A 13,800-nucleotide genomic window follows, 5' to 3' on the forward strand; every position below is an offset into this window, starting at 1 on the left:
CTCCTTCACGCCTCTTTACGCCGTGCTGCCGGCAAGTCGGTGCATCTGCCGTGGGCAACTTCTGCCGCCATCCCCACGGTTTCGCCCAATGTCGGATGCGGGTGGATGGTCTTGCCGATGTCCTCTGCGTTGGCGCCCATTTCGATGGCCAGGCAAACTTCACTGATCAAATCGCCCGCACCAGTGCCGACGATGCCGCCGCCGACCACGCGATGGGTGTGTGCGTCGAACAGCAGCTTGGTGAAGCCTTCATCGCGACCATTGGCAATTGCACGGCCAGATGCCGCCCAGGGGAAAATCGCCGTTTCGACCTTGATGCCTTGGTCTTTGGCTTCTTGCTGAGTCAGGCCCGCCCAAGCTACTTCCGGGTTGGTGTAGGCCACGCCGGGAATCTGCAACGCATCAAAACGGCTGCGAGCCAGTTCGGCGTTGTTCAAGGCCTCGCCTGCAGCGACTTCAGCGGCGACATGACCTTCGTGGACGGCTTTGTGAGCCAGCATCGGCTGGCCGATGATGTCGCCAATCGCGAAGATGTGCGGCACGTTGGTGCGCATTTGCTTATCGACCGGGATGAAACCGCGCTCACTGACGCTGACGCCAGCCTTGTCAGCATCGAGCTGGTCGCCATTGGGTTTACGGCCGACCGCGACCAGCACCAGGTCATAGCATTGCGGCTCTGCGGGCGCTTTTTCACCCTCGAAGGTCACCCAGATGCCCTGCTCGCTCGCCTCGGCTTTTACCGTGCGGGTGTCCAACATAAGGTGATCGAATCGATGGCTGTTGTGCTTTTCCCAGACCTTGACCAGATCGCGATCGGGGCCTTGCATCAAGCCGTCCAGCATCTCGACCACATCGATACGCGCACCCAGCGCCGAATAAACCGTGGCCATTTCCAGGCCGATAATCCCGCCGCCCACCACCAGCATGCGTTTCGGCACAGCCCTGAGTTCCAGCGCACCGGTGGAGTCAACGATGCGTGGATCCTGCGGCATAAACGGCAACTTGACGGCCTGACTGCCGGCGGCAATCACGCACTGTTTGAAGCGAATCACCTGTTTCTCTCCCGTCTGCTCCTGGCCGGAACCGGAACACAGAGCGACCTCGATACGGTTCGGATCAAGGAATCGGCCAACGCCGCGCACGACCTCGACTTTGCGCCCCTTGGCCATTCCGGCGAGGCCGCCCGTGAGCTTGTTGACCACCGACTCCTTGTGCGCGCGCAGCTTGTCGATATCGACCTGTCTGGCACCGAAGTCGATGCCCAGTGCCGCCAGATGCGGGACTTCCTCAATGACCGAAGCGATATGCAGCAGCGCTTTGGAAGGTATGCAACCGACGTTCAGGCACACGCCGCCTAACGAGGCGTAGCGCTCGACAATGATGGTTTTCCGTCCCAGATCCGCCGAGCGGAATGCAGTGGAGTAACCGCCGGGGCCGCCGCCGAGCACCAACACGTCGCACTGAAGCTCAGCGGCGCTGGCGGTTACAGCCACAGCTGGCGAAGGCTGAATTGCTGGCTCATTCGATTCCAGCGTCAACAACACCGCGCCTTCGCCGACCTTCTCGCCAACCTTGACCCTTATGTCCTTGACCACACCGGCGGCAGACGACGGCACATCCATCGTCGCCTTGTCGGATTCCAGTGTGCAGATCGCGTCATCGACTGCCACCACATCGCCAACCTTGACCAGTATTTCAATCACCGGCATGGCGGCGGCATCGCCGATACCGGGCATCTTCACTTCAATCACCTGACTCATGGGCATTCCCTCACAGCGTAATTCGACGGAAATCTGCCAACAGAGCCGCCAGATGCTGAAGGAAGCGTGCTGCCGCCGCGCCATCGACGACGCGGTGATCCCATGACAACGCCATGGGCAGAATCAGTCGCGGCGCGAAGGCTTTGCCATCCCACACCGGCCTGATTTGCGCGCGGGTCACACCGAGGATCGCCACTTCCGGGGCATTGATAATCGGTGTAAAACCGGTGCCGCCAATGCCGCCCAGGCTAGAAACGGTGAAGGTTCCGCCGCTCATGCCGGCGGGGCCCAACTTGCCGTCCCGGGCTTTGCGTGCCAGTTCGGCGCATTCCGTGGCGATTTGGCCAATGCCTTTTTGATCGGCATCGCGAATGACCGGCACCACCAATCCGTTGGGCGTGTCAGCGGCAAAACCGATGTGGAAGTACTGCTTGAGGATCAGGATCGGCTCGCCGTCTTCGTTGCCCAGTGAACTGTTGAACGACGGGAAGGCTTTCAAGGTGGCGACCGCGGCCTTGATCAAAAAAGCGAGCATGGTGTACTTGATCGCGTCCCTGCCGCCTTCCAGATTGAGCTGCACGCGAAATGCTTCCAGCTCAGTAATGTCGACTTCTTCGTTGTTGGTGACGTGGGGGATCATCACCCAGTTGCGGGCGAGATTTGCGCCGGAGATCTTTTTGATACGCGACATCGCGACCTTCTCGACCGTGCCGAATTTGGCAAAGTCGATGTCCGGCCACGGCAGCAGATTGAGCCCACCGATTTGATCGGCACGCGGCGCGGAACTGTCCAGACGCAGCAGAGCGTCCTTGACGAAACGCTCGATATCTTCACGAAGCAGTCGCCCGCCCTTGCCGGTGGCAATCGCGCGGCTGACATCCACGCCCAGTTTGCGCGCATAGCTGCGTACCGAAGGGCTGGCGTGGGGTTTCGGCCCAGAAATACTCACCACTGGCGCAGGAGCTTTGGCGACGGCTGGCTGCGGAGTAACGTTGACGATGGGTTCGGCCACGACCGGGCTAATGACGGGCGGTTGCGCAACAGGCGCTTCATCAATCGTCATCTGCAACGTGAGGATCGAACTGCCCTTGGAAACGCGATCGCCTTCCTTGATCGTCACCGCCACAACGGTGCCGGCGCCTGGGCTCGGCACGTCCATCGAGGCCTTGTCCGATTCCAGCGTCAGCAGTGGGTCATCGAACGCTACTTTATCGCCCGGTTTGACCAATACCTCGATCACCGGCAGGTCTTTGAAGTCCCCGATGTCAGGGACATGAATTTCTCTGATTTCACTCATGACGTACCGTCGCCCAGAATTAGATCCGTTGCGCGCTCACGCAACGGAGGGAGCGCTCATCGAGCGCATGCGAAAACAAAACCTGTCAGCGCGTCCACGGCGCCGGGCAATCGCCTTTCAGGCCATAGCGCTCGATGGCCTCGGCCAGCACTTGACGCGGCAAGCTGCCGTCACGGACCAAACCGTCCAGAGCAGCCAAAACCACCTGATGACGATCGACTTCAAAGAAGCTGCGCAAGGCGGCGCGGGTATCGCTGCGACCAAAACCGTCGGTGCCCAAAACAATAAAGCGAGCATCCACGTAGCTGGCGATGAGTTGCGGCCAGGCGCGAACATAGTCTGAGGCGACAATCACAGGCGCATCACCGGCAAGAGAGGCGCAAAGATGGCTGACTTGCTCAGGCTCAGAGGGGTTCAGTCGATTGCGTCGCTCCACTTCCCGCGCTTCACGAGCAAGTTCGCTGAAACTGGTGACGCTCCACACCTCGCTCGATACCTGCCAGTCAGCCGCCAGCAGCTCAGACGCCGCGATCACTTCTCGCAAAATAGTGCCGGAGCCCAACAGCCGAACAGAACCACACGATGCGGGGGCATCGGACACGGCGTAGCGATACATACCGCGAATGATTTGATCTTCAACGCCGGACGGCAAAGAGGGTTGGGCGTAGTTCTCGTTCATCACCGTGATGTAATAGAACTCATCGACATCGCGCTCCATCATCTGGCGCATGCCATGGTCGACAATCACCGCAAGCTCACCCGCGAAAGCCGGATCATAGGCTCGGCAGTTGGGCACGGTGGCAGCCACGACATGGCTACTGCCATCTTGGTGCTGCAGCCCTTCCCCACCCAAAGTCGTTCGCCCGGCAGTCGCGCCCAGCAAAAAACCGCGTGCGCGTTGGTCAGCCGCTGCCCAAATCAAATCCCCGACGCGCTGAAAACCGAACATCGAGTAGTAGATGTAGAACGGCAGCATCGGTTTGCCGTGCGCGCTGTAAGACGTCGCGGCAGCGACCCACGAAGACAATGCACCGGCTTCGGTGATGCCCTCCTCCAGCAACTGACCGTCACGGGCTTCACGGTAATAGAGCATCGAACCAGCATCTTCTGGTTCGTACAGTTGGCCGAGCGGTGAGTAGATACCGATCTGACGGAACAGGTTGGCCATGCCAAACGTACGTGCTTCATCGGCAACGATCGGCACGACGCGCGGCCCGAGTTCTTTGTCTTTAAGCAAACCGCCAAGCATGCGCACCACGGCCATGGTAGTGGACATTTCCTTGCCGTCAGCTTCAAAAGCGAAACGTGCGTAGTCAGCCAACGCCGGGATGGCGACGTGCTCGCTGCCCTTCTGCCGCGCCGGCATGTAGCCGCCCAGCGAAGTTCGGCGCTCACGCAGATAACGCATTTCCTGGCTGTCTTCGGCCGGGCGATAGAAGCGCAGTTGCGCGACGTCATCGTCCGAGAGTGGCAGCGCGAAACGGTCACGGAACGCCTTCAGCGCATCGATATCGAGTTTCTTGGCCTGGTGCGAGGTCATCCGAGATTCACCGGCACCGCCCATGCCGTAACCTTTTTTGGTTTTGGCCAGGATGACGGTCGGCCGGCCCTTGTGCGCTTTGGCCGCGGCGAACGCTGCATGCAGCTTGCGGAAATCGTGGCCGCCACGCTTCAGCGCATCGATTTCGGCATCGGACATGTGCGAGACCAATTCTTTGATCTCTGGATCCTGCTGGAAAAAGTGCAGCAAGTTGTAGGCGCCGTCCTTGGAACCAAGCGTCTGATATTGACCATCGACGGTTTGGGCAAAGCGTTGCAGCAAGGCGTTGTTGGTGTCCCGCGAAAACAACGGATCCCAGTCCGAGCCCCAAATGACTTTGACCACATTCCAGCCGGCACCGGTGAACAATGCTTCGAGTTCTTGAATGACTTGACCGTTGCCCCGCACCGGCCCGTCCAGACGCTGCAAGTTGCAGTTGACGATAAAGGTCAGGTTGTCGAGTTTTTCCCGCGCCGCGAGCGTGAGCCCGGCGATCGATTCGGGTTCGTCCATTTCACCGTCACCAAACACGCCCCAGACATGCCGGTCGTCGGTTTCGGCCAGGTTGCGGTGTTCGAGGTAGCGCATGTAGCGCGCTTGATAAACCGCACTGATCGGACCAATGCCCATCGAGCCGGTCGGGAACTGCCAGAAGTCCGGCATCAACCAAGGGTGAGGATAGGAACTCAATCCGTTGCCGCCGACTTCCTGGCGATAGTTGGCCAGTTGTTCCTCGGATAGCCTGCCCTCAAGGAACGCACGGGCGTAGACACCCGGTGCCGAGTGCGGCTGATAAAACACCAGATCGCCGCCGTGACTTTCATCGCGGGCTCGGAAGAAATGATTGAAACCGACCTCGAAGATTTCCGCGGCGGACGCATAACTTGCGATATGCCCGCCCAGATCCCCGTAAGCCTGATTGGCGCGCACCACCATGGCCAATGCATTCCAGCGAATGATCGATGTGATCCGTTCCTCGACAGCAAGGTCCCCTGGGTAGGGACCCTGCCGTTCAATCGGAATTGTGTTCCGATACGCCGAGTACGGGTGCACATGCGAGGTGATGCCAAGTGCTCTTGCGTGTTGCTCTAACTGTTTGAGCAGAAACTGGCCGCGCTCGGAGCCGCCATCGCGCACGACGGCTTCCAGCGACTCAAGCCATTCCTGCGTTTCATCCCGGTCGCTATCCAGTGAAGCCAACGACCCAGGGATCGAATTTTCATTTAGCGAACTCATATCTGCCTCCACTCTTATTGTTAGCTTAATTATGAATAGACAAAACTTTCTACCGAACTAAGCTTAATTTTCGCTACATCCCGGCATAACATTTCGATAAAAACAAATAGATCGATATAAGTGCCGCAACCAGAGATCAATTCAATATATTTGCCATTACGGTGCAACACCCGATCACGCTGGAGTGCCAGGTAGAGCGTGCATTAGAGATATTTGAAGAAGCGATACATGACCATAAGTCAGAGCTTACTTCGTATACGCGCAGCTCGGCTAATCGCCAATAATGATGGGATCCAGTTGAAATGTTAATAATCGGGGCCCCTCCTTATCAGGTACATTGAGCACAAAGTCAGTACGCGCCGAACCGGAAACCTTCTGCCGACAATCCGCCGGGCGAAGACGCCCATGACAAAGGCCACGTAGACAAAGCCCTGCCAAGTGCTGACGTAGATGAAATCCAATACCCAAAGCGCGTTTGGCCGTTCGGCACGAAACTGGAGGTTGACCTTATCCACCGCACTCTGCTCTTCGGCCGCTGCGGCGATCTGCTAACTCATCTGCTCCACTATCGACCACCGCCGCGGCGATTTCCTGCAGCGTTTGACGCCTGTGCCGCGAGCGCCACGCTCTTGCCGGTCAAAGCTTGACTATCCTGCAAGCGACTGGCCGCCTGCTCGGCTACGGTCCTGGGCAAAGAGAAACTGCGTTAAAAAGCCCCGCGAGCAAATGAGCAAACCAGCAGGCCACGAACGGCTGCGGTGGATTTCAGAACTTCCAAGTATAGGTGGTAATCAGTCGATTCTCCTGATAGTCCGCACCCGATGTACTGCCATTACCAAAGCGCGTCTTGACGTCTATTCGACGCCATTCGACCCCTACGTCCTTGAATGGACCGCTTTGCACCACGTAGCTGAAGTTGATATTGCGTTCACTCTCAACGTTCTGGTCCAGAGCGTTGTCGCCGCGGTCGATACCGCTGCCACGCAGGTAACGTGTCATCAATTTCAGCCCCGGCACACCGACGGCGGCGAAATCGTAGTCATAACGCAGTTGCCAGGACTTCTCGTTCGGCTTGAAGAACCCCACGGTCGACCAGTTGACCAAGTACGGTTGCGGAGCATAGCCATTCATCAACGGGAAGGCCAACTCACCAAGCATACGCTGGTAGCCGAGCCCGAAGGTATGCGCCCCCTTATTCAGAGAGCTCAGGATTCCGTAGGAGCGGTTGTCGACGTTACCATACAGCGCCTTGCCGTCTTCATTGTTATCGAAATAACGCAAGTCGGTCTTCAAGCGATAGCCAGCACCCAGATCATGATGGTAGGTCAAGCCCAGGTAGTGTTGTTTGTAGATATCCTCAAGTTGGCCGAAAAAATAGGTGATGGACAAGTTCGGAGTCAATACATAGGTAGCGCCACCGAAGTTCAAAGCATCACTGCGATGCTCAGGGTCACGGCCATTGCCTAAGTATATCTTCTCGGTATTGGAAGACTCCCGAGTACTGATTCTGGTAAACTGGCCACCGGTCAGGGTCAGGTTATTAACTTCCTTGGACTCCAGTTGCACGCCATGATAAGTGGTGATCAATTGACGCGAGTCATCTATGTACGCCACTGGCAATGTCGGGCGAAGTTCACCGACTTTGAGCTCGGTTTTGTTGTAACGCACCTTGCCGGTCAGCGCCGCACGTCCATAGTCGCGCACTTGTTCGCCCTTGCTAGCATCGTACGGAATGATGCTGTCTGGACCACGGCCACCACCGCCATCCAGGCGATAGGCGTACTGCGCCGACAGGTCCAAGCCAAACTGAAGCGTGCCTTCGGTGTAACCCGAGATGGCGCGAAAATCAAAACCCTGTGTCCAACTACCGACTCGCGACTGCGGCGCATCATGCTGCTTGTAGTCACGATCGATATATAAATTTCGCATCCCCAGACTGACTTGGCGGTCGTCTAAAAAACTGGCGTGCGCAACCCAAGGTGTAAAGATCCCCATCACGGCTGCGACAGCGACGCCACGGCTTATCCAGTTCTTCTGGAACATCAACGTTCCCTTCTCTTTTTTACATGCACATAAGCACGAATAGTGGAAGCAGATCAATTCAGCGAAAGTGTAAATATCGCAGTTAATCCACCGTATTATTTTTATAACTATTTACTGCAAAAAAAGTCGTAGCACAGCCACTCACCAAAACAGCGATAATTGCTTTATAATTATTTCAAAAACTTATCAATCATAGATTTCCATGATCGCTCACCATTACCAGCCTTCAGAACTTCGCAATAAAAAATCGTGTGCGAGCCCACTTCATGCGCTTGCGCAATCCGGCAATCCGGCAATCCGGCAATCCGGCAATCGAAACTTACCAGCGACTCATCCAGCATTGGAGCACCGCTTTTGAGAGTGCTCCAGGTGGCGCAGGAAAACGCTGTTCGGTATTCAGATTGCGGCTGGAGAACGCGCAAGCAAGGAGAAATGGAACACGCAAGCCAGTATTAACTCTGCAAAGCAGTTGCTGTTAGATACTCTGCAACGATATTTCTTTCACCAGCAGAAAAGCGACGAGGGCCACCAGACTAGGTGCTGCCATACAAACCAATACGATCGGCACACTGATTTCCGAGGCGAGCATAAAGCCGGCTACTGCAGAGCCAATAATCGGACCAATACGGCCAATGGCGTAAATCACGCCCATCGCGGATGAACGAAAGCTCATAGGATATAGCGACCCGACGTAGGGTAATAAAATGCTTACGGCGCCGGTTGTCGAGAATCCGGCAAAAAACATGCAGATCATGGCGACAACTGGATCCTGAACGACGCCAATCAGTGATATCGAAATAAATAGCAGGGGCATGTAAATCGCGAACACTTTCTTGTAGCCCATCCGGCCTGACATCCATCCGGCCAACGGCGTGGAGATGAAATTGCTGCTGGTGAATACGACAATGAAAGTGATACCCGTTGTTAGCGAATGCCCTCGCTGAACCATTAATTGCGCAATCCAAGTCGTCAGGGTGATTGCAATCATCGTGAGACAGAACATCCCTATGCCCAAAAGCACCGTATTGCGGGCATATTCACCTTGGAACAGGCGCTTCAGGGGCACCCTGGCAGTTGGCTTCTCTTGCAAACCGTACTCGTCGTTGATGTCGGGGACAAGCTGTGGATCTGCCTTTCTCAAGACCTTACGAATGCTTTCACTTTTGCCCTTTTTCACCAAAGTCGACATCGATTCAGGTACCCACACGAAAGCGATGGGAATCAGGAGGATGAAAACGATGGTTCCGAGCAATATCGCTCGCCATCCGACGGTGGGCAGAAAAGCAATCGATAGCAACGCAGCTAACAGAACGCCCCCCGACATGCCCGTATAGGAAACACTGGAAGCCATCGCTTTCCACTTGCCCGGCGTATATTCAAAGACCAGCGCCACAGCAATCGGAATGACGCCAGCCAGGCCGAAACCAGCGATGAAGCGGTAGATGGCGAAATCGACGACTCCCTGAGCCAGGCCGCAGGCTGCGGTGAATAGTATGAAGAGTGTCATGCCTATGAGCATTATCCGCTTGCGGCCAACTGCATCAGCCACCACGCCAAAGATGATCGCGCCGCCCACGGCCCCGACATGTCCAATGCTCGCCAGGATCCCGGCCTCGGCAGGGCCAATTTTCATATCGGCCATAATTGCGGGAAGCAACGCACCGAAGAGAGCGTTGTCGATACCGTCACACACAATTACAAGAAAACAGACTACTGCCACTCGCAAGTTGAACGAATTATATTTGCTACCGTCAATTACTTGCGTGACGTTGACTTTATTTCTACCAGATAGTGGCGCGCTTATTAAATTAGTCATGGTATGCATCTCTCGTATCCAGTTTGTCAGTATGACGGAGGGTGATGAAGGCTGATCCTTCAGTTTGGGCCGCGAGATGCAGGTTGACGACGCTGTACTGGATCATCGGATAATTACCTCCGCAACCACATAGGAACCCTCACGCACGCGACGGTAATGCCCGTTTCGGTGTCGCCGTGTTGGTCCCGCGTCTGCACGGGAAGTGCAAGATTGGTGTCGGAAAGGTCTTGAAGCTTGTCGATCTGCACAGAAGAAAACCGATTCATCCGACACACAGTGGAATTCGCCCCGCTCGTTGGTGACGTCATCCAGCGTTGGCGTGTGATAAATCAGACCGTAAATGGGTTCTGCGAGAACGCCAGGAGCGGCCTCGCTCGTTGCTGCCTTGCTAGCACCGACTGCTCGCATAGATACCTCAAAAATACTTTCTTATTATTGGAATGGAGCGTTTTCTATTGCTATCTAACGATCTGCCTCGCTTCACCTGCCACTAAGTTCAGGAGCTGACGAAGCAGAACTGACGTACTCGTCAGTTCTATTCAGCCTGACTTATAATCGATGCCCCGCGCTGCATAGGACCACCGGAATGCCGCTGAACAGGCGCGCAGGATGCCGTGGGAATCGGTAATGGTGTAGGCAAAGTGGAGCAAACCGAACCATATTTGCTGAAAAGGAATGGCAAAATTCCAAGCTTGATAATGTCAGATTATTGCCACTCTCTTGTCCCCCTTAGCCTGGCCGCTCGGGCATGCCCCCCGATAGCGATCAACACATGTGAAACTCTGTTGCCTGCACCATCCTCGACTCTCAAACGCCCAGCACCTGCTGCGTCGAAGTCTGGATTGTATTTAAGACAGATACGATTCGAGAATTCGTTAATTGAACAAGGACTTGTTCCGAAATAGAAAAGATCGCGCTGCCAGATGATGCCTGGAGTGATTGACGGTAAGCACGCGTGTCCTACGAAATTTCCATGCCTACCTTAGCCGGGTACTTGCGCGCATGACCGACCTGCCCTCTACTCCGTTTGCGAACCAGCGTCAGGTCGTCGTCCGAAAACCACCTACCACCGCGTTGAGTGCGCAGCCCACCTGTTCGAGCTCGCGCACCGACGTTTCCAGCAACCCGCTGGCAGCGGTACTTTGCTGTTCGGCCGCCGCAGCGATCTGCTGACTCATCTGCTCCACTGTCGACACAGCCGCGGCGATTTCCAGCAGCGCTTATGACGCCTGTGCAGCCAGCACCACGCTCTCGCCGGTCAGTATTTGACTGCCCTGCAAACGACTGGCGGCCTGCTCGGCCACCGTCCGCAGTTGCAGGATGATGGCGGCGATGTCATCGGTGGAGGTTTGTGTGCGCCGCGCCAGGTTGCGTACTTCGTCCGCCACCACCGCAAAGCCACGACCGTTTTCGCCGGCACGTGCTGCTTCAATTGCAGCATTCAGCGCCAGCAGATTGGTCTGTCCGGCCAGGGCACTGATCACATCGAGTACCTTACCGATGGCCGCACTCTCGTTGAGCAGCGAGCCCATCGCCTCGGAACATCCGCTCATTTCCTGCGCCAGGTGATCAATCTTGGTCGTCACCTGACATACTAACTCCTCACCGTTGCGCGCGTGACCATTGGCCTGTTCGACTGCGTTGCGGGACTGACTGGCGTTGCGCGCGACGTCTTGCGCAGTAGCGGCCATTTGTTGCATGGCGGTGGCCGCCAATTCAGTCTCCTCACGCTGCGAGTCAACGCCTTGGCGAGTCCGCTCGGTGACCTGCACCAGGCTGTCGGCAGCCTGATTCAACTGCCGACACCCTGGCCAATCCGGCCGATTAGCCCACGTAAGCTATCGAGCATGACCCCGACGCTACCGAGTAACTGGCCCACGCGCTGAGATCGCCCGAGGCCACGCGCCGGGTCAGTTCAACCGCCTGACGCAGCGGCTGCAGGATCAAGTGGCGAATCAACAGACTGGCACCGATACCAAAGGTGAGCGCCAACAACAGCATCCCCGAAAGCAACCGCGATACCCTCTGGCTCATCGCCTGTGAGGCCTGAGCCTGCGTCACGCGAACCGCGCCAAGCAGTTCACTGACCTTGTCGGCGGCGATATTCATCGCGGCCAGGCTATCGGTGGTTTGATCACGGCTCGCGGCGTAAGCGTTGAACGCGGCGCGGTATTCGTCCAGCGCTGCACGCGCCTGGGTCAGCGATTCGCGCTCCGATCCTTCGAGCTGCAACTCCAGGTTTTCCATGTAAGAGCGCAGTTCAATCACGCGCGCCTCCCAGGCGTTGCGGTCTTCCGTGCTGCCTTGCAGCGTGAAATAGAGTTCGCTGTCCCGCAGGTTCGCCAGCTTGTCGCGCAGCGTGGAGGCCTGTTCAAGCTGCAGCATGCGTGTCGCGCCAGCCGGCTGCGCACGCGAGGCCAAGAGGTTGACCGCGTCGAGTTGATCGAGCATCACCACCGTGAATCGCTCGCCAAGCACCTGAGCCAGTTGCTGCATGCTTAGGCGTGCCGCACGTGCATCGCGCTGGGCTTGCGCGTACCGCTCGAACTGAGCGAGATAATGTGTTGCTGCTTCTATGGATGCGCCCTGCCCGGTTTCCATCCGAGACTTCTCCAACAACGAGACAAGCTCAGCGGTGAGACCGGCGACCTTGTCGGCCTCATCCTCAGCCAAGTCCAGACCGAACGCCTTTACCGCGATCTGCGCTTGCAGGATCAGCGACTCAACGGAAGCGACGTCGCTCATTTTCTCGGCGCGTGTTTCGAGCACGTTGAAGGCGTAAAACGCTGTCGCCGCAACAGCTAAAGTCGACAACAGGACTAGGCCGAAACCCAGCCACCGTTTGCTGCCCACTGACAGGTTGCCCAGTACACGGGCAATCACTGGAAGGAACCTTTGCACAGTGGCGAGACAAATCTGAACCAGAGCGGATACGGCAGAGGGCAGCATGGCGAACTGAGCATATGAGAGCTTCTTGTTGTTTTTTGGTTTCAGAGACGCTGCATTTCTAACGTTTAGAGCCTATCTCGTAGGCGTGTTGCTCGGCCAATGGCCAATAAAGATGGGCGTCAGTTGAAACGCTAATAGCCTCAGGTTCCCGCCCCGAGCCGTCGCATTGCACGAGCAGCTCTCTGAGCAGGAATGCATTTACCGTCTCAATCTGAAAGTGTTTTCAGATCCTCCCTGACACTCGCGTATTCCCTGCGGACAAACTCATCGAAGGTGGTGGCGGGACGACCCAAGAGAAAGGACAACACGCTGGAGTTGCCGACAAAGTCGTGGTTGCTGTAATACGTGGCGATCGCGAGGTTCATCCGCAACATATGCTGGAGCGCCTCGGGGTCAAGATTGCCGAAGCGCTCACGGACGAACACTTCGACATCGAAGCGTTCGACTCTGATCTCGCGGCCTATCACTTTCGAAGCAACCGCCCCGATTTCGTACGCTGTGAAACGTCCGGGTCCGACCAACTCATAGGTGGCAGCGGCGTGACGCTCGCGGTCAGAGAGTACTAGCGCAACCACGTCGGTAAAGTCTTCCAGATCGACCATCGACTGCCGTCTGTCCAAAGACCATGCCAGCCGGAATACGCCCTCCTCGAAGACCGCCTTCATGCGTGAAGGCAACATGTAATTGCCTGGCTGCAGAATCGTGTACTCAAGCCCGGAGGACAGCAAATGTTCCTCAATGTCACGCTTGATCTCATGCTGGATCAAGTCGCTGGCGATGGCATGAAGCACTGAGCTGAAGACGAAGTGGCCCACGCCTTCCGCTCTGGCAGCGTCAATCATGGCGAAACCCATCGCGCGTTCGTTGTGATGCAGTGTTGGCCCGATGTGGTACACGCTTGCGACGCCCTTCATTGCCTGGGCAATAAACGCCGGATCGGCAAGATCGCCCACCAGTACCTGTTGCGCGCCGAGTGCTCGCAGCTGTTCGGCAGAGGCTTCGGTTCTTACGCAAGCCCGCACGTGATGGCCGGACGCGAGTAGCTTGGGTACGAGCCGTTTGCCCTGGTTACCATTGGCCGATGTGATAAGGATCAATGCATTTATCTCCCGAGAGGAAACCATGACTCTGTCGACGTGGGGTTTTCAGAGCCGAAGGT

10 protein-coding genes and 1 pseudogene are annotated in these 13,800 nt (G+C 56.7%); all 11 read right to left on the reverse strand.

What is annotated here, in order from left to right:
• Nucleotides 1-5 precede the first annotated feature (5 nt).
• The 11 genes and pseudogenes from lpdA to WG29040_RS01885 all read right to left on the reverse strand — a co-directional run bounded on the left by lpdA (nucleotide 6) and on the right by WG29040_RS01885 (nucleotide 13,738).
• Entirely contained in the window at nucleotides 6-1,760 is a 1,755-nt protein-coding gene (gene lpdA, locus WG29040_RS01845; RefSeq protein WP_127195512.1) for a dihydrolipoyl dehydrogenase, read from the reverse strand.
• A 10-nt stretch (nucleotides 1,761-1,770) separates the two neighbouring features.
• A complete protein-coding gene (locus tag WG29040_RS01850) occupies nucleotides 1,771-3,057 on the reverse strand; it encodes a dihydrolipoyllysine-residue acetyltransferase (RefSeq protein WP_127195513.1) in 1,287 nt (428 codons plus the stop codon).
• Between the two features lie 85 nt (nucleotides 3,058-3,142).
• The gene (mdeB, locus tag WG29040_RS01855) at nucleotides 3,143-5,833 is read right to left on the reverse strand and encodes an alpha-ketoglutarate dehydrogenase (RefSeq protein ID WP_127195514.1); all 2,691 of its coding nucleotides are present in this window, start codon (nucleotides 5,831-5,833) and stop codon (nucleotides 3,143-3,145) included.
• Nucleotides 5,834-6,169: 336 nt separating this feature from the next.
• Nucleotides 6,170-6,345: pseudogene (locus WG29040_RS01860) on the reverse strand (DDE-type integrase/transposase/recombinase); the annotation flags it as partial.
• 253 nt (nucleotides 6,346-6,598) lie between these two features.
• Nucleotides 6,599-7,876 (reverse strand): OprD family porin, encoded by a 1,278-nt coding sequence (locus tag WG29040_RS01865; protein WP_127195515.1) that lies wholly within the window; start codon nucleotides 7,874-7,876, stop codon nucleotides 6,599-6,601.
• A 170-nt stretch (nucleotides 7,877-8,046) separates the two neighbouring features.
• Nucleotides 8,047-8,217 carry a flavin reductase family protein gene (locus WG29040_RS24475; RefSeq protein WP_256681504.1) on the reverse strand — a complete coding sequence of 57 codons (171 nt, stop codon included), beginning with the start codon at nucleotides 8,215-8,217 and terminating at the stop codon, nucleotides 8,047-8,049.
• 134 nt (nucleotides 8,218-8,351) lie between these two features.
• Nucleotides 8,352-9,701, reverse strand: coding sequence for an MFS transporter (locus WG29040_RS01875; protein WP_127195516.1), 1,350 nt, complete (start codon nucleotides 9,699-9,701; stop codon nucleotides 8,352-8,354).
• A 1,031-nt stretch (nucleotides 9,702-10,732) separates the two neighbouring features.
• Nucleotides 10,733-10,870 (reverse strand): hypothetical protein, encoded by a 138-nt coding sequence (locus tag WG29040_RS24480; protein WP_256681505.1) that lies wholly within the window; start codon nucleotides 10,868-10,870, stop codon nucleotides 10,733-10,735.
• Nucleotides 10,871-10,912: 42 nt separating this feature from the next.
• Nucleotides 10,913-11,392 carry a methyl-accepting chemotaxis protein gene (locus tag WG29040_RS24280; RefSeq protein WP_305955219.1) on the reverse strand — a complete coding sequence of 160 codons (480 nt, stop codon included), beginning with the start codon at nucleotides 11,390-11,392 and terminating at the stop codon, nucleotides 10,913-10,915.
• 124 nt (nucleotides 11,393-11,516) lie between these two features.
• The gene (locus WG29040_RS24285) at nucleotides 11,517-12,575 is read right to left on the reverse strand and encodes a methyl-accepting chemotaxis protein (RefSeq protein ID WP_165878339.1); all 1,059 of its coding nucleotides are present in this window, start codon (nucleotides 12,573-12,575) and stop codon (nucleotides 11,517-11,519) included.
• Between the two features lie 272 nt (nucleotides 12,576-12,847).
• A complete protein-coding gene (locus WG29040_RS01885) occupies nucleotides 12,848-13,738 on the reverse strand; it encodes an SDR family oxidoreductase (protein ID WP_256681506.1) in 891 nt (296 codons plus the stop codon).
• Nucleotides 13,739-13,800: the final 62 nt, after the last annotated feature.

Source organism: Pseudomonas sp. PAMC 29040, assembly GCF_003994535.1.
In the GTDB taxonomy this organism is placed as follows: domain Bacteria; phylum Pseudomonadota; class Gammaproteobacteria; order Pseudomonadales; family Pseudomonadaceae; genus Aquipseudomonas; species Aquipseudomonas paraversuta.